This window comes from Pseudoalteromonas sp. SCSIO 43201 (genome assembly GCF_023716725.1).
Lineage (GTDB): Bacteria > Pseudomonadota > Gammaproteobacteria > Enterobacterales > Alteromonadaceae > Pseudoalteromonas > Pseudoalteromonas peptidolytica.
Map to the genome: position 1 here is coordinate 457,662 of NZ_CP072683.1, position 24,465 is coordinate 482,126.

19 protein-coding genes are annotated in these 24,465 nt (G+C 42.9%); 10 read left to right on the plus strand and 9 right to left on the minus strand.

The window, feature by feature from the left end; genetic code table 11:
- Window positions 1–2 precede the first annotated feature (2 nt).
- Window positions 3–1,781 (plus strand): EAL domain-containing protein, encoded by a 1,779-nt coding sequence (locus J8Z24_RS01980; protein ID WP_252095176.1) that lies wholly within the window; start codon window positions 3–5, stop codon window positions 1,779–1,781.
- A 30-nt stretch (window positions 1,782–1,811) separates the two neighbouring features.
- Here the strand turns inward: J8Z24_RS01980 and J8Z24_RS01985 are convergent, their stop codons facing one another.
- Window positions 1,812–2,861, minus strand: a complete 1,050-nt coding sequence (locus tag J8Z24_RS01985) for a formimidoylglutamase (protein WP_176032450.1) — start codon at window positions 2,859–2,861, stop codon at window positions 1,812–1,814.
- An 18-nt stretch (window positions 2,862–2,879) separates the two neighbouring features.
- Complete coding sequence (gene rraA, locus J8Z24_RS01990; RefSeq protein WP_252095177.1) at window positions 2,880–3,383, minus strand: ribonuclease E activity regulator RraA; 504 nt, start codon at window positions 3,381–3,383, stop codon at window positions 2,880–2,882.
- 161 nt (window positions 3,384–3,544) lie between these two features.
- Between rraA and J8Z24_RS01995 the strand changes: the two genes are divergently transcribed.
- The 3 genes from J8Z24_RS01995 (at window position 3,545) to J8Z24_RS02005 (ending at window position 7,101) form a co-directional block, all read left to right on the plus strand.
- Entirely contained in the window at window positions 3,545–4,066 is a 522-nt protein-coding gene (locus J8Z24_RS01995; protein ID WP_125252321.1) for a phosphatase PAP2 family protein, read from the plus strand.
- Window positions 4,063–5,115, plus strand: coding sequence for an MJ1255/VC2487 family glycosyltransferase (locus J8Z24_RS02000; protein ID WP_147390277.1), 1,053 nt, complete (start codon window positions 4,063–4,065; stop codon window positions 5,113–5,115). Before J8Z24_RS01995 ends, J8Z24_RS02000 begins: the two co-directional genes overlap by 4 nt.
- 105 nt (window positions 5,116–5,220) lie before the next feature.
- Window positions 5,221–7,101: a methyl-accepting chemotaxis protein gene (locus J8Z24_RS02005; protein WP_125252305.1), complete on the plus strand. Its 1,881-nt coding sequence runs from the start codon at window positions 5,221–5,223 to the stop codon at window positions 7,099–7,101.
- A gap of 466 nt (window positions 7,102–7,567) precedes the next feature.
- On the opposite strand, the gene J8Z24_RS02010 is transcribed toward J8Z24_RS02005, so the two are convergent.
- From J8Z24_RS02010 to priA, 5 genes are all read right to left on the minus strand, one after another.
- On the minus strand, window positions 7,568–7,942 hold the full coding sequence (locus J8Z24_RS02010; protein WP_147390275.1) for a gamma-butyrobetaine hydroxylase family protein: 375 nt from the start codon (window positions 7,940–7,942) through the stop codon (window positions 7,568–7,570).
- Window positions 7,943–8,387: 445 nt separating this feature from the next.
- Window positions 8,388–9,716, minus strand: a complete 1,329-nt coding sequence (gene hslU / locus J8Z24_RS02015; RefSeq protein ID WP_125252303.1) for an ATP-dependent protease ATPase subunit HslU — start codon at window positions 9,714–9,716, stop codon at window positions 8,388–8,390.
- Between the two features lie 11 nt (window positions 9,717–9,727).
- Window positions 9,728–10,246 (minus strand): ATP-dependent protease subunit HslV, encoded by a 519-nt coding sequence (gene hslV, locus J8Z24_RS02020; protein ID WP_125252302.1) that lies wholly within the window; start codon window positions 10,244–10,246, stop codon window positions 9,728–9,730.
- Between the two features lie 70 nt (window positions 10,247–10,316).
- Complete coding sequence (locus J8Z24_RS02025; RefSeq protein WP_128731805.1) at window positions 10,317–10,847, minus strand: SPOR domain-containing protein; 531 nt, start codon at window positions 10,845–10,847, stop codon at window positions 10,317–10,319.
- 13 nt (window positions 10,848–10,860) lie between these two features.
- Window positions 10,861–13,032, minus strand: coding sequence for a primosomal protein N' (gene priA / locus J8Z24_RS02030; RefSeq protein WP_176032449.1), 2,172 nt, complete (start codon window positions 13,030–13,032; stop codon window positions 10,861–10,863).
- Between the two features lie 214 nt (window positions 13,033–13,246).
- Here priA and rpmE point away from each other — a divergent pair, with 214 nt between their 5' ends.
- Both rpmE and J8Z24_RS02040 read left to right on the plus strand, forming a co-directional pair.
- Window positions 13,247–13,462, plus strand: coding sequence for a 50S ribosomal protein L31 (rpmE, locus tag J8Z24_RS02035; protein ID WP_010607053.1), 216 nt, complete (start codon window positions 13,247–13,249; stop codon window positions 13,460–13,462).
- A gap of 748 nt (window positions 13,463–14,210) precedes the next feature.
- Window positions 14,211–15,452, plus strand: a complete 1,242-nt coding sequence (locus J8Z24_RS02040; RefSeq protein WP_125252319.1) for a malic enzyme-like NAD(P)-binding protein — start codon at window positions 14,211–14,213, stop codon at window positions 15,450–15,452.
- 373 nt (window positions 15,453–15,825) lie between these two features.
- On the opposite strand, the gene metJ is transcribed toward J8Z24_RS02040, so the two are convergent.
- Entirely contained in the window at window positions 15,826–16,146 is a 321-nt protein-coding gene (metJ, locus tag J8Z24_RS02045) for a met regulon transcriptional regulator MetJ (RefSeq protein WP_010368921.1), read from the minus strand.
- A 344-nt stretch (window positions 16,147–16,490) separates the two neighbouring features.
- Between metJ and metB the strand changes: the two genes are divergently transcribed.
- Complete coding sequence (gene metB, locus J8Z24_RS02050; RefSeq protein ID WP_147389375.1) at window positions 16,491–17,711, plus strand: cystathionine gamma-synthase; 1,221 nt, start codon at window positions 16,491–16,493, stop codon at window positions 17,709–17,711.
- 4 nt (window positions 17,712–17,715) lie between these two features.
- On the plus strand, window positions 17,716–20,064 hold the full coding sequence (gene metL / locus J8Z24_RS02055; protein ID WP_252095178.1) for a bifunctional aspartate kinase/homoserine dehydrogenase II: 2,349 nt from the start codon (window positions 17,716–17,718) through the stop codon (window positions 20,062–20,064).
- 171 nt (window positions 20,065–20,235) lie between these two features.
- Here metL and J8Z24_RS02060 read toward each other — a convergent pair whose 3' ends face one another.
- Complete coding sequence (locus J8Z24_RS02060; protein ID WP_252095179.1) at window positions 20,236–22,692, minus strand: penicillin-binding protein 1A; 2,457 nt, start codon at window positions 22,690–22,692, stop codon at window positions 20,236–20,238.
- Between the two features lie 129 nt (window positions 22,693–22,821).
- On the opposite strand from J8Z24_RS02060, the gene J8Z24_RS02065 reads away from it, so the two are divergent.
- Entirely contained in the window at window positions 22,822–23,901 is a 1,080-nt protein-coding gene (locus J8Z24_RS02065) for a pilus assembly protein PilM (protein ID WP_125252296.1), read from the plus strand.
- Window positions 23,889–24,461, plus strand: a complete 573-nt coding sequence (locus J8Z24_RS02070; protein WP_125252295.1) for a PilN domain-containing protein — start codon at window positions 23,889–23,891, stop codon at window positions 24,459–24,461. Before J8Z24_RS02065 ends, J8Z24_RS02070 begins: the two co-directional genes overlap by 13 nt.
- The last annotated feature ends 4 nt before the right edge of the window (window positions 24,462–24,465 follow it).

A 24,465-nucleotide genomic window follows, 5' to 3' on the forward strand; every position in this document is an offset into this window, starting at 1 on the left:
TTATGCTCTCAATTTCAACAGCAAATGGCAGTGTCACAGAAATATTGCTGTCTGAAGGAATCGTGCTACTCATTACGCCATTGACGGCGGGGATCGTTGGCGCAGTGCTAATGGGAGCACTTGCTCTATTACTCACGCGCTCCAGCGCAACGCTAAAAATCGCGCATGTGACAAGCGCGATTGTTGCTGTGTTACTGGCCCTGACTGGTGACACCACTTTTTTATACCTGCTGACTTTGGTATTGCTCTTATATTTGTTCGAAGGCTTACAAACTCACAGAAGCGGCATGCTATTAATTAGTATGACGGCTATCATTGCGCTTATTACATGGGTTGTGTCTGAATATGTGTGGGTTAGTGCTGCTCAATATAGTGCTATTGCTATTGTTGTTATGTACGTTTTGCTGCTGATTTATCAGACATATCAACAAACAGAGATGCTAAATCGGGAGGAGGAGGATAGCGATGACATTGAGCATGAAAGCTTAGGGTTGCCAGGAAGACAAAGTTTTAAGCGTGCGTTTAATGAATACAGGCAAACGAATGGCCATTCTTGCATGCTTGTACTAGTTCGACTGATGGGCTTTGAACAGGTTAACTTTCACTTAGGTCGTGAGTTTGGCGATCTGCTTTTAGCTCAGTCAGCGAACCGTGTTGCTCAATGTTTGCAGTCCGGCGACGTGATGGCGATCACTCATGGTAATGAAACGGCTAAAATGGCACATTTGGGCGGTCTCAACTTTGCGTTTGTATGCTCTTTGCAACACGGCAATCATTTACACGAGCAGCTTATCGAAGAAATCGCAAACAGCACCTTAAAGCCATTTAATGTTGGTAGTTGTACTTTAGAAATCACAATGAGAGCAAGCTATGTCAATTGTGATGAGGAAATGGGTCAATTAGAGAATTTGATCTCCTGTGTATTTTTGGCACTCGATTCCCAAATTGCAACCCACCAACAAAGCCTTCAACAGGTAGTGCCTTATCAACAACGCATGCAGATCCATCGCCTTGAGCAACAAGTTAGGTTATCGGAGCTTGCTAAGATCAATTTTAGATCTGAGTTTGAGCTTTATTTTCATCCAGTTATTCGCCATGAAGATAATGGGATCGAGTTTGTTGAGTTGTTACTGCGCTGGCAACATCCCAAACAAGGGATCTTAAGTGCACATGAGTTTATTGATGATATTCGTTTAGTCGGGCTTGCCATTCCTGTCGCTCAATATGTATTGGAGCGAGCATGCGAGATAGCATTGGCGCTCAAGATGGAAGGGATCGCTGTACCGATCAGTATTAACGTTTTTGGTGCTGAGCTGTTAAGTGAAAGTTTTATCGAATTTATTGATTATACCTTGCTACATCATCAGTTAAGTCCAGGGGCTATTATTATTGAATGCCCAGCGAATATGCTTGCTGAGTTAAATGAGCAAGAGATTGCGATGATCAGTAGGTTGAAAAACCTTGGCGTAAAAATGTGTGTTGATAGCTTCGGGGATGCTCCGCTTGTTTTGGCTAAGGTACCCGCATTACGATTTGATTATGTGAAACTCTCTCGAAGCATGACTCAGGATCCTGAGTCGATGGGACATACAAAATCTTTGGTAAAGGGAATTGTTGAAATGCACCAAGAAAAAGACTGTTTAGTCATCGGTGAGGGGATTGAATCTGCGGGGCAGCTAGAGTTTGTTAAGAGCATCGGAACAATCGCAGCTCAAGGTTTTTACTTTTCTAGACCACAAAATAGTAATGTATTGATTAGTTGGCTGAAGCAAAACCTGTAATACCAATTTACTTGCTTCAGCTAATTGGTATTACGTGTGTCGCGTGCTGATGTAGGCGTTAGCAAGACTAGTTAACACTTGGCCACAATGCGCTAACCCAGTACGCTCTCCAAGTGGATGCTGGGCCGGTGCTGCTTCACAGAGGTGGACGTACTTTGTATTCGGATGCTGAGCTAAACGGTAGACAAAATACTCTGCATCATCACAGGTAAAGCCTTGATAAGTAAGTGCACTAGCTGGCATTTCAATAATTGCATCGACATCTAACTCGACACCCAGAGGGGCATGATGAGGAAGTTGTGCGAGTGCTTTGTCTAGCGCCTCAGGCAAGCTCAAAGTTCGCCGTGTTTTTATTGCTTGATAGCTCGAAAAACCAAACCCAGCTTTACCTAACTGCTCCAAAATCGTTTGATTATTTTTATGCTCATGCAAGCCGATAACATGATAACTAGATAAACTGCCTGCTTGGTACGCATAGTTAAAGCCATTTCCGCTATGCCTTCCCTCACATGCTCTAAAATCGGCGTGAGGATCAAAGTTAATAGCGCACGCCGCTTGTTGAGTTGCACCGTGATATGCCTGTAAAATACCATAAGCGTTGTTGTGGCCACCACCTATGATTATAGGCTCCAAACCGGCTGCAAAAATCGGAGTCAGTGCGCTAATCACTTGCTTGTCGACCTCTGAGCACAACTGTCTTAATCTATCTAGCTGTTCAGTATCTTGATTACTTAACTCGCAAGAGGCTGCTTGTATTTCTTCTATATTCACTTCACCGAGTAGAAGAATTTTATCGCCACCAAGAAATTGGTTATTAGGTTGGTTGAGAAAACGTTGGAGGAACGCCTGCCAGCCAAGTGCCGCGCCACCTAAACCGCAATTAGCTCGAGGGCCAATGTCTTCGGGAATACCGAGCAATACGTAGCGGATCCCAAATTGTGCAGCATCTTTTAGTGATGCTGCATAATCATGCTCACATTGTAAAAAGCTGATATTTTGCCAAAGGCGCGTTTCCCCAGCTCTGGCTTTTACAAATTGTGAGATATGGCTTTCATCATATATACGAACTGCAGTATTCATGACTTATTCTTCTGATGTTTAATCTATTTCGTTTTCGTCTTCTAAGACCAGCTCTTCTGCTGAGATGATGATGCCTGTCGAGTCGGCATAGACGAAGTCATCTTCATAAAACGAAACACCAGCAAAGTTTACAGGGATCCCGACTTCACCACTGCCACTACTGTCTGCTGCCACTGGAATAGATGCGATCGCTTGAATGCCAATATCGCTCTCTTCTAATTCATCGACATGGCGAACAGCACCATAGACAATAATACCTTGCCAATTATTCTCAACAGCGAGCTCTGCTAAATCAATATCAATTAAGGCGCGTCTGGTAGAGCCGCCACCGTCAACGAGTAAAACGCGACCTGTGCCATCTTGTTGCAGCACATCTTGGATTTGCTCGTTATTCTCAAAACATTTGACGGTAGTGATTCGACCACAAAATGATATTTGGCCGCCAAAGTTGATGAACATAGGCTCTAGCACGTCCACCACATCGGCAAAGTGGTCGCAAAGATCAGAAGTGCTGTATTCCATATTGGATCCTCGAATATTGATTATCATTACCCAGTATACTCTCATACTTGTGCTTAGCAATGCTTTGATTCAACTTACATATTTGTGTCTTAAAAGTGTCACCGATTTGTTATTTTGCTCTTCTATGCTGATATTGTGAGCAATTAAGCGTGACCCAAGTAATGAAGGCAAAATTAGCAGAGTTAGACACTGCACTTTATTTTGTGGTGTTTTGCCCAAAACCGAGAAATTGGTTTAGGTTAATAGCATTAGGCTTATCGAAAAGTGGTAATGGTGGGCTGTATGTGTTGGTGGCGATTGCATGTGCGCTCTTTTTAGAGCCCCTGGGTCAGCAGTTTGCGCTAACGGTAATGGTGGCTTTTGTAATAGAGAGACCGCTTTACTTTTATTTTAAAAATCGCTTTGCTCGACTGCGCCCCTGTGATTGCTATGCAGTAAAAGCATTACTCACACCAAGCGATAAGTTTAGCTTGCCATCAGGGCACAGTGCAGGTGCTTGGCTATATGCGACTTGTCTAATAGAACATCTTCCTCTGGCTACTTTTCCGTTAATGATATGGGCAACCGGAGTGTCTTTGTCACGAGTGATTGTTGGCGTGCATTACCCGCTTGATGTCGTACTTGGTGCCATAATGGGCATTGCATGTGCAAGTGTAGCGATTTTGATGTTAGGAAGTTTATGAAAATACTATATGGTGTTCAAGGAACAGGTAATGGCCATACCACTCGAGCACGGGTGATGGCGAATTGCTTTCGCGACATGGGTGTGTCAGTGGACTACTTTTTTACCGGTCGCCCGTCGAAGAACTATTTCGATATGCATGACTTTGGAGAATACCGTAGCTGTCGTGGTTTATCGTTTGTGACTGAGCATGGCCAACTGAATCGTTTAAAAACATTGCAATCGCTTAAATTTGGAGAGTTTATTCGTGATGTTAAGCAGCTTGATGTGTCAGGGTATGACCTCATTTTTAATGACTTTGAGCCAGTGAGTGCTTGGGCTGGAAAAATGGCAAAAGTACCTGTTCTTGCGATGAGTCATCAAGCTTCTTATCTATATAGTGCGGTGCCACAATTCGCTATTCAACCTTGGCACCGTGCGTTGATCCGCTATTTTGCACCTGCTGATATCCATTTAGGAGTACATTGGCAGCCTTTTGATAAGCACATTATTCCTCCCTTCATTCCGTACGAAGCAGAGCAAGAGCAATGTGCATCAATCGCCAATAAAGTACTAGTTTACCTTCCATTTGAAGCGCTTGAAAGTGTGATTGAATTGCTAAAAGACTTCCCTGACAAAGAGTTTTATTGTTATCACCCAGAAGCCCAAAATAGCTCACGGCAGCATATTCACCTTAGAAAGCCAAGTAGAGCGGGGTTTATTCAAGACTTAAAAAATACCAGCGGCGTGATTGCGAATGCCGGATTTGAACTTTCAAGTGAAGCGTTAAAGTTAGGCAAAAAACTATTATTAAAACCGCTAGAAGGGCAGTTTGAACAACAAAATAATGCCCAGACTTTAGCCTCGCTTGGGTTGGCGCAAGTGATGAATTATTTAAATGCTGGCGCCTTGGAAGAATGGCTGAACTCATCAATGGAGCATTCGATTTTCTTTCCATCAGATCCTCACTTCCTAGTTGAGTGGTTGGTAAAAGGACAATGGCATGACGTCGCATCGCTACATCAGCATTTATGGCGCGATGTTAATTTAATGTTTAAAAAGGTGGCTTGAATATATTATTTTGTAATATCAGCCCAGAATAACTAATTAGAATGAGGTAATCCGTTTCGGCTTCAACTATACTGACTGTGATCATTTCATATTGTAGGTAAGCCAATGGCGGTATTAGAAAATCTAACTATCAGACGTCGTTTGCAATTGAATGCATTAGTGGTAGGGATGGCCTTAATCGTAATGTTATTTATGATCATGTTCGAAGCTCGAACTATGCTCAAATTGAATGAGTCAATTCAATATGCAGAAGAGCTCGAAATTCATGAATTAGCAATGCGTAAGCATGAGAAAAACTTCCTGTTCTATAAAGAGGAAGAAGCGCTAGAAAAGTTTGAGGCAGAATATCGCCTACTACAGACAAAACTTGATTTACTTCAAACTACTTTTACTGAGTTTGGTATTGATTTAAGTGAAACCAATCAGCTTGAGGCGATTACGAAAAGTTACTTTACCGACTTTCAAAAGGTTGTAGAGCTTCAAAGAACGATAGGTTTGCACCCAAAAGATGCGCTATATGGTGAGCTTAGGGGAGCAGTGCATGAAGTCGAAACTTTGCTAAAAGAGCAGCAAAATTATCAGTTGCTTGCGACTATGCTGCAACTTCGCAGAGCCGAAAAAGATTTTATGCTTCGCCTCGACACGAAATATTTGACACGATTTAATGACCTAGTCACCCAGTTTGCTAAAGAGATCCGTGCAGCTGGCTTTAGCTCGCAATATCAATCTCAGCTACTTACTCTCCTTAATACTTATCAAGTTAAATTTGCAGGTTTAGTCGCAGCTCAAGAAAGGCTTGGTTTAGATCTGGATAGTGGGGCATTAGGGAAGATGAAGGCAATCGTTGAGAGAAGCGATGCGATTGTGAATGCTGTGGTGGAGCAAGCCAAAAGCGCGATTAAGGAAAACGTCGATCAAACACAAATGGTTGCGATAGGTGTGTTTATAGTTGCCAGTATCATTGTAATGACATTGGTGCTTTCAACCAGCCGCTCCATCATTCAACCAGTTGAACGGGTGTATCAGACGATTGAGCGGATCCGTCGTGATAATAATTTAAGTTTGCAGATCGAGCAAAGTGGTAACGATGAAATCACAATTATGACGCGAGACTTCAATAGCTTAATAACGGACTTTAGACATTTAATCGCGGATGTAAACGGTGCGTTGGCGACAATAAATGAAGCCACCAATCACCTCACCGAGACGACGGCACAGACCAGCGCTGGTATGTCTGAGCAACTTCATGAAGCTGATATGGTGGCAACCGCAGCAACTGAAATGCAAGCGACAATTCAAGATATCTCTCATAATACAGGTGAGGCTGCACATAAAGCAGAAACCACAAACGAAAATGCCCAGCAAGGCCGTCGTGAAGTGACTGCTACAATTGAGCATATTATGCAGTTATCTGAGTCACTCGGGGGGGCTTCAAGCGTTGTTGCTCAACTTGAGCGTGATGGTGAGACTATTGGCTCAGTACTGGATGTTATTCGTGGTATTGCCGAACAAACTAATTTACTTGCACTCAATGCTGCCATTGAGGCTGCGCGAGCTGGCGAGCAGGGCCGAGGCTTTGCGGTTGTTGCAGATGAAGTTCGCTCTCTTGCTCAGCGTACCCAAGATTCAACACAAGAGATTGAAAGTATTATCTCCACGTTGCAGCAGCGCACACGAGAGGTAGTTAACATCATGGATCAGTGCCGTGAACAGGGTAATGAGAGTGTTTCTCAAGCTGAAAAGGCCGGCGAGCTACTTAGTATGATCACGCAAGATGTGCAAACGATCATGGAAATGAGTACGCATATCGCCACTGCTATTGATGAACAAAATCAAGTTGCTTCTGAAGTGAATAAGAATGTCGTTAAAATTAGAGATATTGCACAGAGCGCTTCTGAGCATGCACATTCTAATGCACAAAGTAGTGAAGAAGTGGCAGAGCAAGCGCGCGTGTTACATGAGGCGGTTGCGAAGTACACAGTATAAACGCTGAAACCACTGCTTATTTATACCAAATCCCCACTGATTGATAGTGGGGATTTTTGTTTTTGACTCTAAGGTATAACCTGAACTGCGGATAATTAATGCCTTTTTAGCAGCCAGTTTTAGCGTTAACTGCGTTGAGCTCACTTCCAATAGGCACCTACTGGTGCGTAAATTCGCCTCGTCTACAGGATGAGGTACCATAGCGAGAGCTGGACGCGGAAGCGGTGTTTCCACTAAAACTCTCTAGCTAGACAAGGTGGTAAGTTAAGCTGTACTTTAACAACAAAGAGCTAGAGCATTCCTTATCCAAACCTCAGGTTAATTACATTTTCAGATATTGCGAGGCAATATGCTAGGGTAAAGCAAGAAGTTGTATACGTCTGTAATCAAAATATGGAGACGTACATTGTATTTCAGAAGACTTTACTCAGTACCATGAGCTGCAGGCATTGTTATGGAAGTTTGATTAAGGCACAAACTTGATAGGTACGCTGTCCTTTTTGGCGTGATGCTTTTCTACCGCATCCAAGTATTCCTGCCATAATTTATCGTGTTGTGTGGCTATGGTATGTAGGTATTGCCAACTAAAGAGCCCTGATTCATGACCATCATCAAAAATAAGCCGTGCGGCATAATGGCCAATGGGCTCAATCGCTTTGATGCTCACACTTTGTTTGTTTAGTACCAACTGTTTTTGTGCAGGAGTGTGCCCTTGAACTTCTGCAGATGGGGAATGTGTTCGTAAGTATTCGGCTTTTAGGCAGTAGTAGCTGCCGTCCTCAAAATAAACGTCGAGTACTTTGCTTAGCGTGTGATAGTGAAGTTTAGTTACCTGATACATACTGTTCCATACCAATGAAATTAACTCTTCAAGCAATATGAAGGGTAGTGCATTATACAGCCATTCCTGAACCAAAATAGCTGCTACCAATTTACTTAATACTTGTTTAATGTGAAGGCGTAAATCTGACGCTAACTACGTTGAATTCACTTCCAATAGCCATGCCTTGCCTACAGGATGTAGATACCTTAGTGAGAGCAGGACGCGGAAACGGTGTTTTCCCTAAAACTTTCTGGGTAGACAAGGGAAAAACTAAGTTGTGCTTTAGCAACAATGAGTTGAAACACTCCCTATCCAAGCCTCAGACTAAATAGAGAAATTCTCCCTAGTTATTGAGAAGGTTTTCTCGCCTCAAAATAGGCCAATCAATTAAGATAATCGGTATAACTTAACTTGTCTTTATTCATAAAAAAGCGGAGCTTTGCTCCGCCTTTTTGACTTTCTTTTACAAGATGAAGCGGCTTAGGTCTTCGTCTTGAACAAGCATATCTAAATGTTGTTCAACATAAGCAGCATCAATCGTTAAGGTGTCACCGGCCTTTTCACTGGCATCGAATGAAATCTCTTCCATCAGCTTTTCCATCACAGTGTGAAGGCGACGTGCACCGATGTTTTCAGTTTTCTCGTTGACCTGATATGCAGCTTCAGCCAGTTTGGTGATGGCATCATCGGTAAAGTCGATAGTAACGTCTTCAGTTTTAAGTAGTGCCTGTTGCTGCTCTGTAAGAGAAGCATTTGGCTCAGTTAGAATACGTTTGAAGTCACCAGCAGTAAGCGCTTCTAGCTCAACGCGAATGGGTAAACGACCTTGTAGTTCAGGGATTAAGTCCGACGGCTTAGCCATTTGGAAAGCACCTGATGCGATAAACAAAATATGGTCAGTTTTTACCATACCGTGCTTTGTATTAACCGTAGAACCTTCGATAAGTGGTAGCAAGTCACGTTGTACACCTTCACGGCTAACATCAGGCCCTGAAGACTCTCCGCGCTTACAAATCTTATCGATTTCATCAATAAACACGATACCGTTTTGTTCAACCGATTCAATAGCTTGCTCTTTAAGCTCCTCTGGATTAACCAGCTTTGCAGCTTCTTCTTCAATTAGTAGCTTAAGTGCTTCTTTGATTTTTAGCTTGCGGCTCTTTTTCTTATCACCTGACATATTTTGGAACATGCTCTGTAGCTGATTGGTCATCTCTTCCATACCAGGAGGTGACATAATTTCAACGTGAGGAGCCGTTTCAGCGATGTCTATCTCAATCTCTTTATCATCTAACTGTCCTTCGCGTAGTTTCTTGCGAAATACTTGACGTGTCGATGAGTTTTCATTTGGTTGAGACTCACCCCAGGCATCTTTTGCAGGTGGTAAAAGTGCATCTAAAATACGCTCTTCTGCTGCTTCTTCTGCGCGAAACTTAAACTTTTTGGTTTGCTGTTCACGGGTCAGTTTAAAAGACACTTCAACCAAGTCACGAATGATGGTTTCAACTTCTTTACCAACATAGCCCACTTCAGTGAATTTGGTGGCCTCGACTTTAATAAATGGTGCATTTGCCAGCTTTGCTAAACGGCGGGCGATTTCAGTCTTACCAACACCGGTTGGGCCAATCATCAGAATATTTTTTGGTGTAACTTCTGCACGCAACTCTTCATCAAGCTGCATACGACGCCAGCGGTTACGTAGTGCAATCGCAACGGCTTTTTTAGCTTTATCCTGACCAATAATATGTTGATCAAGCTCGTGCACAATCTCTCTTGGAGTCATAGCTGTCATGACGAGTCCTATTACAATTCTTCGATAGTTTGGAAATTATTAGTAAATACGCAGATGTCGCCTGCAATCTTTAGGCTCTTTTCTACGATCTCTTTCGCACTCAAGTCTGTATTCTCAATTAGTGCAGTTGCTGCCGCTTGTGCGAAATTACCACCACTGCCGATAGCAATAAGGTCATGCTCAGGCTGGACAACATCACCGTTACCAGTGATGATAAGTGAGGCGGTTTCATCGGCTACTGCAAGCAAAGCTTCAAGCTTTCTCAGTGCTCTATCTGTGCGCCAATCTTTTGCCATTTCTACGGCTGCTTTGGTGAGATGGCCTTGGTGCATCTCAAGCTTAGCTTCAAAGCGTTCAAATAATGTAAATGCGTCTGCTGTACCGCCAGCGAAACCAGCTAGTACCTTACCATTGTATAGGCGGCGTACTTTACGCGCGTTGCCCTTCATAACTGTGTTACCAAGTGAAACTTGGCCATCACCGCCGATAACCACTTTGTCATCTCGACGAACGCTAACGATGGTAGTCATAGTAATCCTTATCCGGGTTTGTACCCGTGTAACTCAAGATTAGTAAGAAATATGGGTAGACTGATAAAAATCAAGTCCAGCCCCAAATCCCACAGCCAAATATCCCGACTCGCTGTAGCTTGTTTTTGTCACTTTCAGCCAAACGCTTAGTATCATAAGGCCCTAAACGAACGCGATACCACACACCATTGCTGCCTTCGGTACGGCGGATCTCAGCGATTAGACCCGCAAATGCCACTTTAGCCTTCATTGCTTCAGCTTGAGCATGGGTCTTAAATGACCCGCATTGCATTTGATAGGGGCCTTTACTTTCGATTTCTTTGACTTCTACCTTGATTTCATGATTTTTGATTTCTTCGATGAACTCAGGTGGGCGCGGTTTTGGTTTAACCACGGTTTGCTCTTGAGCAGGGTGTGGATTTTTAGCTTGCTCTACTTCTTTAGGATCCGCATTGGTCTTGATAAACCATAGACCATAAGCAAAACCACCAATTAACAGTAATGCAGCGATAGTTGCTACAACAGGAAATTTTGTGGTTTTCTCGGGTTTTGTTTTGCCTTTCCCTTTGGGTTTTTTATTGATGTAATCGTGCTGTGCCATGAGTCATTGGTTTCTAATAGCTATCCATTGGATCTACATCTATGCTCCAGCGAACTCGGTTGGCAGACTCGTGCGTTGAAATATAGCGCGCAAGTTGCGAAAGATAGTTGCGAAGCACAGTGCGTTGTTGTGCGTGTATATGTAACTGATACCTGAACTTTCCTGCAATTCTTTCAAGCGGCGCAGGAATTGGACCTAGCAATTGTATACCAGGATAGGGGGTAGCTGGAACCAAATCTGATAAAAACTGCAACACAGTGTTGATGTTTGTGGCTTCGGCGCGAATGATAGCCAGGTGTGCAAAAGGAGGGAGCATGGCTTCTTCACGCTCTTTTAGTGCATATCTTGCAAAGTCACCGTAACCATTGTTGATTAAATCTTGTAATAGTGGGTGCTCTGGAAAATGGGTTTGTAGTAGCACGGTTCCTGCTTCACCGGCTCGACCTGCACGTCCTGCAACTTGCGTGATTAATTGAGCCATCTGCTCAGTCGCTCTGAAATCACAAGAATACAAACCAGAATCTACATCTAAGATCACGACAAGGCTGACATCGGCAAAGTGGTGCCCTTTGGCTAGCATTTGCGTGCCAACTAATATACGTGCCCCTCCTTGGTTTATGTCTTCTAGTGCACTTTCAAGGCTACCTTTGCGGCGTGTCGAATCGCGATCAATCCGAGTGACGGGAATATCCGCAAAGCGTTCGGTTAAAAAGCTTTCTAGCTGCTCAGTACCTAGCCCAGTAGGCATAATTTGAGTACTACCACAGTCAGGGCATTGCCTTGGCACAAAATCTTGTTCACCGCAGTGATGACATACCAAGCGATTCATATTTTTATGATATGTGGCGCTGGTGGAGCAGTGTTTGCAGGTGTTAAGCCATCCACACTCATGACACATTAATGTTGGGGCGAAGCCGCGTCGATTTAAAAACACCATCACTTGCTTTGCGCGGTTAAGTGTTTTTTCTATCCAATGTAAACTCATTGGTGAAAACCCGCCTTGCTCTGGTTGACCTTTCATATCGACTAGGTGAAACTGGTTATCATGTTGAGTTTGTGCGCGTTTACTTAGCGTCACCAATTGATATTTGTTATTAATGGCTTTGTGTAGCGTTTCCAATGCGGGCGTTGCTGTTCCTAAAAGCAGAGGGCAGTTTATTTGGTGAGCACGAAATGCAGCGAGATCTCTGGCGTGGTAACGAAGACCTTCTTGTTGTTTAAAAGAGTTGTCATGTTCTTCATCAACGATGATCATACCAAGACTCTTAAACGGTAAGAAAATGGCTGAACGAGTGCCGATTACTAATGCGCTTAATCCCTTTTCGGCGCGTCGCCACGTATGTAGACGTTCGTTATCGGTTAAATTGGAGTGCCATAGATCGATAGGAAGATCAGTAAAACGCTTCTTAAAACGGTTAACGGTTTGCGGTGTGAGGCCAATTTCTGGGACCAATACCAGCGCTTGTTTTCCAGCCTTAAGTATATTTTCAAGACTTTGCAAATACACTTCGGTTTTCCCGCTGCCCGTTACCCCTTCTATTAAGAAAGTCCGGTAGCCAACTTGTGCATTAATTGCACTGCAAATGGTAGCCTGTTGATCGTTTAGGCGTGGCTTGTCACCTAGGTGCAATTCGTTTTGTGCCCAGTCGCTGTCATGTTCAATAGACTGTACTATTAGTGCTTTGGTCTCGAGCGCTTTGATGGTTTGACTCGCAAACCCAAGTGCCTTGAGTTCGCTTAACTTTATTGCGCCACCTTCATATAACTGAGAAAGCAAAGCTTGTTGTTTTTTGGCGCGTAGTGTAGGGAGTGTTTGCCCTTTTTCCGTTAATCTTACCACAGGGATCTGGGTTTTATCTGGGTGGCCACCATCTCTTAACACGGCAGGGAGTGCTGTGAATAATGTATCACCAATCGGATGGCAATAGTACTGTGAGACAAAATGCAAAAAATGTAATTGTGCCTGATTTAAAACAGGCTGTTCGTCGAGTACTGCGATAACCTGTTTAAGTTTCTCTTGTGGCACATCAGTGCGCTCTTTTATATTGAGTGCGATAGCAGTACAGCGACGGTTAGAAAAATTAACTGTTACTCTCATCCCAGTTACAACGTGCATCGTTGCTGGTAGCAAATAATCGAATGTGCGGTGTAATGGTAGCTTCAAAGCTACTTCAAGAATGAGCATATATTTCAATCCCATAAAGTGAGCGCAGGCTCGAAGTATATACCTAAGATTATGGTATTGGAAAACAGCCCCAGCAATGACGATAAAAAACTCTGAAATATTGCTTGTAGATTGTCCAGTTAACCACTAAAATACGCCTCCACAATTTTGTATAACTACGTATGGTGCCAGACTTCGGGTTTGGAGAGCGATACGGCCTTAACTAGAGGTTGCTATGAAAGAAGGTATTCACCCTAATTACGAGACGATCACAGCATCGTGCTCTTGCGGTAACAAGTTCGAAACTCGTTCAACGCTTTGTAAAGATATTCACCTAGACGTATGTTCTGCGTGTCACCCGTTCTATACAGGTAAGCAGAAGATCCTTGATACAGGTGGCCGTGTTGATCGCTTCAACAAGCGTTTCGGTGCACTTAGCAGCAAGAAGTAATCTTGCTGGTCTAGTCGAAAAAAGCACCCTAGGGTGCTTTTTTTGTGCCTACGGTTCAATAGCAATTATAATAATGTATACAAATAGGCAGTGTTTGATTGCTTGTGCTTGGTACACCCCCGCCTTTTAAATCTTAAAATCAACTGATTTGGCAGCAAATCTTTACTGTAACCTAGAATAGAGTAATAGCTCTATTTCGCATGTTAATATTGGCTATTAATGAGCTTAAGTTGTGCCTAGGCAGAAAACGAATATATTTAATTATATTACTAGACACTATGCTTCGTAGTGGTAAATCGTGCTTTGTGCTTCTAAATGTCTCAATTGTGCAGTTAAATTTAGTAATAATTATAAATATTGCTCTTTAGTCATGGTATTTTACGCTAGTGCTATTTTTCATCACTTTGACTTGTCTTTAACCACTTACTTGCTTACTTTTGCAGGTCTAAATTGTGAAATTTTTCTTAAAATTGAAGAGAACGTCGAAGAAAATACGAATAAATACCGTGTAAGTGGATAGACCTGATTTTACTTGAATAATGAAGAAAACTCGGTATTGTGTGATGACGGTCGATTACCTATATGTCCTATTGACATCTGCTTAAAGCACTGTGCTTTTGAGTACTTTTATGTCGTCGCTCATATAGTTAATCGCACTGTTTGTGGTTGTAAATATGGAAGCAACCGACACTCAGAATGCGAATGTTTAGCACACTCTCACATTAACTTCGTAGGAAAATATCGCGCCATGACAGATTTTCGTCAACAAGCTCTAGATTATCACGAGAAGCCCGTTCCAGGTAAAATCAGCGTAGAGCTGACTAAGCCTGCCGAGACCGTAAAAGACCTAGCACTCGCATACAGCCCTGGTGTTGCCGAGCCAGTACGTGAAATCGCGGCAGATCCTGCGAATGCCTATCGTTATACAGGTAAAGGGAACATGGTAGCTGTGATCAGTAATGGTACTGCTATTTTAGGACTAGGTAATTTAGGTCCTTTGGCTTCGAAACCAGTTATGGAAGGTAAGGCTCTGTTATTTAAACGCTTTGCTGGACTGGACTCGATTGATATTGAAGTTAAACATAACACCACTGAAGACTTCATCAATACAGTAGCGAATATTGCAGATACTTTTGGCGGGATTAACCTTGAAGATATCAAAGCGCCTGAGTGCTTTGAAATTGAGCGCGCGCTTATTGAACGCTGTGATATACCCGTTTTCCATGATGATCAACACGGTACTGCAATTGTGACTGCGGCTGGTATGCTCAATGCACTTGAGATCCAAGGTAAAGATATTCATGATGCGATCATCGTGTGTTTAGGAGCTGGTGCCGCTGCAATAGCGTGTATGGAGCTACTTATAAAATGTGGTGCACAAAGAGAGCATATTTATATGCTAGACAGAAAAGGCGTGATCCATACTCGTCGTGACGATCTTAACGAATACAAAGAGCTGTTTGCAAATAATACGGATAAGCGCACGTTACAGGATGTGATTGCAGAGGCTGACGTATTTGTTGGCGTTTCAGGCCCAGATCTTCTATCTGCTGAAGATTTAAAATTAATGGCTGATAAGCCAGTTGTATTTGCATGTTCGAACCCAGATCCTGAGATCAGCCCCGATGTTGCACATGGTGCTCGTGATGATTTGATTATGGCAACAGGTCGTTCTGATTATCCAAACCAAGTGAACAATGTGCTATGTTTTCCGTTCATCTTCCGTGGTGCACTAGATGTACGTGCTACAGCGATCAATGACGAAATGAAGATTGCGGCAGTTGAGGCTATTAGAAGTATTGCAAAAGAGCCAGTACCTGCAGAGGTGTTAAAAGCAGCTGATGTCGACAGCCTTGAGTTTGGTCCGCAATACATTATCCCTAAACCGATGGATCCTCGCTTGTTACCTCGAATAGCAAAAGCGGTTGCTACTGCTGCGGTTGAATCTGGCGTAGCGCAAATCGAGATGCCCTTGGGTTATATGGAATAAAATAACCTAAACTGGGATAATAATTTGTTCTCTAGCAGTTGTTATCCCTTACTCTTTCGGTAAATTTGTTTGTAATAGGCCAGCTATTGACGCACAAATTTGCCTTGTATTAAGAAATAACTGCTTGTAGCGATTCCAGCTTAAGTATGAAAAAAGCCTCGATTGAGGCTTTTTTGTGTCTTTATTTCCGTGAAAAATGAAGAGTCGATATTATACCAATTTGACTTAATACTTGCTCAATTTGAAGGAGTAAATCTGACGCTAACAGCGTTAAAGATTTCTCATTTAGAACAACTAAATAGCAAAATTTTTGCCTAGTTATCGACAAGATTTTCTCGCCTCAAAATAAACCACTTAATTAAGAAAATTGGTATTATTCTTCGTTTATTTCAGGGATCTCTAAACCACGCTCTTCCATTATTTGTCTTACTTCTAACGGAATACGTTCTGGGTTGTCTTTTCTCAGGTCTTCATCACTTGGAAGTGGTTGACCCGTGAAAGCATGTAAAAAGGCTTCACATAATAGCTCGCTGTTTGTTGCATGGCGCAAGTTATTTACTTGACGACGTGTACGTTCATCAGTAAGTACTTTGAGCACGTTCAAAGGGATACTCACTGTGATTTTTTTTACTTGCTCTGCTTTTTTACCGTGTTCTGCATATGGGTGAATATACTCACCATTCCATTTTGCCATAATTGTGTACTTGCCTCAGTTACATCAATGCCAATATGACTGGGTTCTGATTGATATTGTTCAGCTAAGCAGGTGGAGCAGGGAAATCTTTAAAGAGTAAAGATAAAACCTGAACTTGAATAGTTGAGCAAATTAATCCGCTATGGCGAGAACTATAGATCTCTGCCATAGTTTTCAATAACTCAGTCGTATTAGCAACGCCTTAAGTGGCGAAATTTTATCGGTTTAAAAAAGATAGTCAAATACTAGTTATTTAGCCATTTAGCAGTATAAATGTTTTGACTTCTAGTTGTCGTTGCTCTAACCTTTTAGACGTCTAAACATCCAACTATCTAGGTGACCCTATGAGTCAAATTAACAAATCGACGGTTGCAGTGCGTCACGGTATAGAAGCTGATAAAGCACATGGTGCAGTGGTTCCGCCCCTTTATCTGTCGACGACCTATTCATTTGCAGATTTTGATACCAAGCGTGATTATGACTATGGCCGCAGTGGTAACTTTAATCGTGATGTGTTGGCACAAGCGTTAACCGAACTTGAAGGAGGTCAACGTGGCATTATTACCGCAACAGGTATGTCGGCTATTCACCTAGTAACTCAATTATTAAACCATGACGACACTTTAGTGATCCCCCACGATTGCTATGGTGGCAGTTATCGTTTATTTACGTCATTGGCAAAGCGTGGGCTACTCAAAGTAGAAGTAGTGGATTTAACCCAGCCAGAAAGCCTTGAGAAACTAGAAAAAATCCAGCCTAAACTTGTGTGGATAGAAACACCAAGTAATCCAATTTTACGATTAACCGATATTGAAGCAGTTGTAACCGCTGCGCATGCGGTCGGTGCTTTAGTTGCGGCAGACAATACCTTCTTGTCACCAGCATTACAAAACCCTATCGCTTTTGGAGTCGATATTGTTGTTCACTCAACCACTAAATATATTAACGGTCACTCCGATGTGGTAGGTGGTGCAGTGATAGCGCGCACGCAAGAGCTAGGAGATGAGTTGGCTTGGTGGGCAAATAACATTGGTATTACGGGCGCGCCTTTTGATAGTTATCTGACATTGCGTGGACTGCGCACACTTAACGTACGCTTACGCCAACATCAAGAGAATGCGCAACAGATTGCTGAATACTTAGAGAAGTCGCCGTATGTGAGTCAAGTATACTATCCCGGTCTCAAGTCGCATCCACAGCATGAGCTAGCAAAAAAACAACAACTAGGCTTTGGTGGTATGGTGAGCTTTGATATTAAGGGTGATCTACAGACATCGGCTAAATTTTTAACTTCGTTAAAGCAGTTCTCGCTCGCCGAATCACTAGGTGGAGTTGAAAGTTTAATCTGCCATCCTGCGACCATGACACACGCAGGAATGGAACCTCAGGCACGTCTCGAAGCTGGGGTTGGCGATACCTTAATTCGCATTTCAGTGGGCATTGAAGATGTGCAAGACTTAATCGCAGATCTTGAAGCCGGATTTTCCAGTATTGATGACAGCCAGGCAAGTGATGACGCGAAGTCATTTAAGCTTACGCCTGCACATACCGTTGCGTTGTGGTGAGTAAATGGCAAAAGTAGTACATAAGTTTGGTGGTTCTAGTTTAAGCTCTGCAGAGCGCTATCAGGCTGTTGCTAAGATAATATTAGAGCAGTGTCAGTTAGGTGATAGCGTAGTGGTTTCAGCTGCGGGAAAAACAACCAATACTTTGGTGAAGCTATGGCAGAGTTTTGAGCAGCAAGATGTGCGCGCTTTTAACGACGTCTTGTTACAAGTTGAAAACCATCAACGTGAATTAATAGATGCGTTGTTTACCGGCGATAGGCATGCTGCTTTGCTCAAGCAGCTCGTGAACGAATTGCAGGCCCTTGCGCAAGCGCGTGAAGCACGCACACTTCACTATGCCAGTCTACTGGCGCATGGGGAGTTGTGGTCGGCTCGTGTCCTAGCCAATTACTTAAGCTCACAAGGTATTGAAGCTCGGGATATTGACGCTAGAAAACTATTTGTGCAACAGGATGGTGTATTATTACATGCGTTGAATAAAGAGGTGTGTTACAGCGCAATTGGTGACAATGCTGTGCATATTGTTACCGGCTTTATTGCAGCAGATAGTCAAGGTGAAACTGTGACTTTGGGGCGCAATGGAAGCGATTACAGTGCGACTTTACTGGCCAATTATATTGATGCCACTCAGGTATCGATTTGGACAGATACCACAGGCGTATTTAGTACCGATCCACGTAAAGTCAGTAGTGCAATAAAATACGCTAAAGTATGTCGAAGTCAGGCTGAATTATTAGCACGTTTGGGGAACCCTGTCCTGCATGCAAAAACACTCTCTCCCTTGAAAGGTACTGATATAAAACTACAAGTGCGAAGTAGTTTTGACTCAGACGCACTAGGCACTGAAATTGTTAAAGCAGGTTATAGTAAAGAGAAGCGCTTTATCACTACTTTTGGACAACTAGATTTACTGCGTGTTGAAAAATTAAATAGTGGTGAAGTAAAACAGCTTAGCCAACTAATACAGCATAGTATTCATCATTTTATCAAAGGTGGAGAGGCGCATTTATTGGTGCCATCCGAGTTTAGCCATCTGGTTATCAATGCCTTAGAGCCTCGTGCAAATATCATTGAATCACAAGTGCAAGGCTTTGCTGTCGTTGCGCCAAGCCAAGATATCGCAGGGTTACATCTGCAAGCTTTAGAATTGCTAGACGACAATGCGATAGTGACCCGTTTTGTATTACAAGCACAAAACTATAGTTTAGTGCTGACTGATCAGTCTATTGATAGTGATGTTTTGGCAGTATTACATGAACGGCTTGTCAATAAAGGCAGAGAGCTCGCGGTCATCGTTGCAGGTGTTGGCAATGTGGGTGAGGTTTTTATTGAGCAGTGTAAAGATCAGTTTGACAAACTGAGTGAGCACTTTGATCTGAAGTTGGTAGGATTGTTGCGCTCAAAACAAATGTTGTTTTGTCCAAGCGGATTAAACTTAGCCCAATGGCAGCAGCAATGGCAAAATGAAGCCATAGAATATAACGAAGCTGAATTATTTACTCGCATCAAAGAGCTTGATTACGAACATAAAGTAATTATTGATATTACCGCAAGCGAGTGCTTTAGTGCATTATATCCACAGTTTGTAGAACATGACTGTCATCTGATCAGCGCCAATAAATACGCTGGTACAGCGAAGCACAACTGGTACACACAACTACGGCAAAAACTGCAAGAACGTAACTTATTATGGCGTTATAACACCAGTGTTGGAGCTGGGTTGCCTGTTAACTTTGCCTTAGCGGATCTGCAAAATAGCGGCGACGAAATTGTGAGAATCGAGGGGGTTTTCTCTGGTACTCTATCTTGGCTGTGCAGTCGTTATGACGGCTCTGAGGCTTTTTCTGAGTTAGTACTGGGCGCACAAGCGCTTGGGTTTACCGAACCTGATCCAAGAGAAGACCTGTCTGGTCGTGATATGCAGAGAAAGTTGCTAATTTTGGCAAGAGAGTTGGGTATTGAACTTGAGTTAGATGAGATTGAACTAGAACCATTAATGCCAGATAATCTGGCGCAAGGCTCGTGGTTACAATTTTTGGAAAATCGCCAACAGCTTGACGACTTTTACGCTGAACACGACGCCAAAGCCCGTGAAAATGACGCTGTACTACGTTACACCGGGGCGCTGGAAATTGCGAACAATGGTCATGTCTGTGCAAAAGTTGGGATTGCACATGTACCCAATGGTGCCGCCATTGCTAATTTAACGCCCGGTGACAATATTTTTGTGATCCACACAAAATGGTATGAGCAAAACCCGCTGGTGATCCAAGGCCCTGGTGCCGGTAAAGAAGTGACCGCTGCTGGGATCCATTCAGATTTGTTCTGGTTGACGCAAAATTTGAAATAACCTGAACTTCAGCTAGTTATACCAATTTGCTTAATTAAGTGGTCTATTTTCTCGTCTTATAATAGACCAATTGATTAAGATAGTTGGTTCTAAATGTAATCCGTCAGTCCACTCTGTATCCTGGTCTTAACTACTAACAAAAATGCCGATACAGGCATCGGCATTTTTTGTTTAGAACAATTCTTCGTGTGTTGGTAGCGGCGCACTATTGTCAAATGGTGTGCTGCTATCAGTATCTAACACGTACTTAGTGGGAGCTGTACCTTGCTCGAAATACTCAAAGCGAGAGGTATGATCGTTCTTGCGAGACAAAAGTCCAGTTTTTAAATCAATGCGGGTTGAAATAAGACCCGGTGGCGGCTCTATTGGTGCTAAAGGTTCATCTTTGAGTGCTTCGCGCATAAAGTCTATCCAAGCTGGTTGCGCTGAAATCGCCCCTGCTTCGGCACCAACGAGCTGGTTTTTACCCAGATTAGCATTATACGCAGCGCGACCTAGTGATTTGCTAGCATCATCAAAGCCAACCCATACTGTGGTGAGAACATTTCGATTAAAGCCGGTAAACCATGTATCAACTGAGTCATTCGTTGTACCTGTTTTGCCTGCGAGATCACGGCGCTTTAGCCATTGACCACGCCAACCTGTACCACTCCATCCGGTCTTGTGTTTCCAGCTACCACCGCCCCAAATTGCACTGTGTAAGGCATCGGCAATCAAAAAAGCATTTTGTTCAGAAATAATTTGTGGCGCACAGCGCTCAGGCTGCTCTTCTAGTTGTTGCTCATCACAAACAATCAGTGGTACTGCAGAGCCTAATTCAGTTCCAAATGAATCTGTGATCTTATCAATAAAATACGGTTCAATCAGATGCCCACCGTTAGCAAAAGTTGCCATTCCTCTTGCCATTTCAATGGGAGTGAGTGCTGCGCTGCCGAGCGCTAACGACTCGCTACGATTAATATCAGCATCTTGAAACCCAAATTTGAGTAGATGGTCTGCGGCCGTATTGATCCCAACACCTTTGATGAGACGCACCGAGACAACGTTTTTGGATTGAGCCAAAGCACGGCGGATCCGAATAGGTCCATTGTAGACCTCTGGGCTATTTTTTGGTCTCCACGCGACACCAACACTCTTATCCCAATGGTTAATTGGCGCATCATTGATAATAGTAGCAAGAGTGTAGCCCTGCTCTAATGCTGACGAGTAGATAAAAGGTTTAATATTTGAGCCAACTTGTCGTTTAGCTTGGGTTGCTCGGTTGTATTGGCTAAGTTCAAAACTATAGCCACCGACGATGGCTTTTACACGGCCATCATTAGGGTCGAGCGATACAAGCGCACTGGAAGCTTGAGGCAACTGACTTAACATCCAAAGATTGTCTTGCTTGCGCACAAATACTTGCATACCAGGTGCAAGAATATCCGCTGTCGTTTTTGGTGGTAAACTTTGTCGTGTCTCGCTGATGTATTGTCGTGCCCAGCTTAAGCCTGGCCATGTTAGAGTTATTTGTTCACCACTTTTAAGCAGGACTTCAGCGCTTTGTTCAGTAATACTTAACACCACCGCAGCTTTTAATGATCCGATTTCATTGACTTTTCTGAGGCGGCTTACAATTCCTCCATGGCTTAACGGTGATTCACTCTGTGCGTTCCAGTAAATGGCTTCTGGGCCTCGAAAGCCATGACGCATGTCATACGCATGTAAGTTGTCGACTAACGCATGCTGCGCTGCTAGTTGTACTTCTGATTCAACACTTGTGTACACTCTCATGCCCGAGTTATAGGCTTTGTCTGTCCCGTAGCGCTCTACCATGTACGCGCGAACCATCTCTGAAATATAAGGGGCATACAGCTCGATTTCTGCACCATGAAATTTTGCCGTGATAGGGGCTTGAGTCGCTGCATGATATTCTGCTTGGGTAATATATTTTTCAGCTAACATACGGCCTAGTACAACATTGCGACGACTTTTTGCGCGCTCTGGATTACGAATGGGGTTCAGTGCCGAAGGTGCTTTGGGTAACCCTGCTATCATGGCCATTTCAGGTAGAGTTAGTTCAGAAAGTGTGCGGCCATAATAAACCTGGGCTGCCGCACCAATACCAAAAGCACGATTTCCCAGCTCGATTTTGTTCAAATACAGCTCGAAAATTTCATCTTTTGTTAATAACTGCTCAATATGCAACGCAATAAAGATTTCCTTAACTTTACGAATATAGGCTTTCTCTCGTGTTAAGAAAAAGTTTCTCGCAAGTTGCATGGTCAATGTGCTTGCCCCTTGTTTCTTTTGACCGGTTGTGATCAGTACTAATGCTGATCTGACAATTCCTATTGGGTCTATTCCGAAATGATCATAAAAACGGTTATCTTCTGTGGCCAAAAAAGCGTTACGCATCGGTTCAGGAACATCTTGTAGACGTACAGGTATTCTGCGCTTCTCACCGAATTGATTGATTAATTTGCCGTCCCGTGTGAAGACTTGCATAGGGGTTTGTAATTGAACATCCTTCAAAACCTCTACACTTGGTATGTCAGATTTGACATAATAATAAAGGCTGATAAGTGTCAATACGCCTAAAAGGGTACAAACAAAAGCGAATTGTAAAAATCTTTTCAATAATTTCACGGAATTATCCCTAGTTAGACTCCCAATTACAGGTAGACACTGCTAGTATATCTTGATTAAAAAACGATTAATATTTTTGTGTGCTAAATTTTTATAGAACACAAACTGAAAAGGAAACGAGCGCTTCACATGCTGAGCAAACTACTAAAAAAACAAGCACCTCTGATGATTGGGATCGACATTGGTTCTCATTGTGTCAAAGCGGTGTTGCTGTCTAAAACCAGTTCCAGCTATCGTGTCGAAGCCGTTGCCATTGAGCCTATTCCTAAAGGCGCAGTAAATGAAAGAGCCATTCAAGATATTGAGGCTATTGGCAATGCGATCACTAAAATGAAGCGGCGCATTCCAAAACTTACACAATCTGCTGCAGTTGCTGTATCTGGTCAGACTGTCATTACCAAAGTGATCTTTATGGACGTGTCATTAACTGATGCTGAACTTGAGTCTCAGATAGCAATTGAAGCAGATAGCTTAATTCCATACCCATTAGACGAAGTAAGTCTAGACTTTGAAAAGATAGGTGTAAACGAAGCGGATCCCTCTAAGGTAAATGTCTTGTTATCAGCAGCACGAACTGAGAGTGTGCAGGCACGAGTTGGTGCTTTGGAGGAGGCTGGATATAAAGCGAAAGTCGTGGACGTTGAAAACTATGCGTTGAGTCGAGCGATGGATGTAATTTACCCTGAGTTACCAAACGATGCTTTTGATAAAGTCGTGGCGATGATAGACATTGGTGCAGTACTTACGCTCATCAGCGTTATTCAATCAGGAAAAACGATTTATACCCGAGATCAAGTGTTTGGCGGAGAACAGTATACCAATAGTATCGTGGCTTATTATAATAAGACATACGATGAAGCTGAACTTGCGAAAACGACAGGGGATTTGCCTCCTAACTATACGTTCGAGGTTCTGGCCCCTTTTCAAACCTCATTACTTCAACAGATACGTCGCGCAGTTCAGATGTTTATGACCACTAGTGGTAAAGATCACATTGATTATATTGTGTTAACTGGGGGGACGGCGCTGGTGGAAGGGCTAGATAAACTATTGATCGATGAGTTAGGTATCCACACGATTGTGGCTGATCCATTCACAGAAATGGAGATCGCACCTAAAGTGGACAGGCATGTTCTACAAAAGCACAAGGCTCAATTTGCGTTGGCTACGGGCTTGGCACTACGGAGCTTTTCATCATGCCACATATAAATCTACTTCCCTGGCGAGAGCAACAAAGACAAGCATCTCAGCAGATCTTTTTGACCATTATTGCGGCGATTATTGCAACTTGTTTACTTTTTATGTATCTAGCCGGTAGCTTCTATGATGGTTTAAAAACAGGACAAGAAATAAAAAACCGTTATCTAGAAAGTGAAATATCATTATTGGATACGCGTATTGTAGAAATTAATGATCTAAACAAGCAAAAAGAAAACTTGCAACGCCGTATTAGACTAATCGAAGAGTTGCAGCTAAATCGCAGCTTAGGGACACAAATCATAGATGAAATTGCTCGGGTTGTGCCCGCTGGGGTCTACCTCACTAGTCTTGATAGGCAAGGTAATATGATTAAAGTGATAGGTCGCAGTGAGTCTAACAACCGTTTGTCACAAATGTTAAGACAAGTTGAATCATCATACTTGCTTGAACGGCCAGTGATCCAAGGGATTGTAGCTGGCGAGCAGAGTTCAAAACTATTAAGTGATTTTACGATGCACTTTTATGTCAAATCTCATGATGACATTAGCCTAGCTGATAAAGCGAAATAGGGTG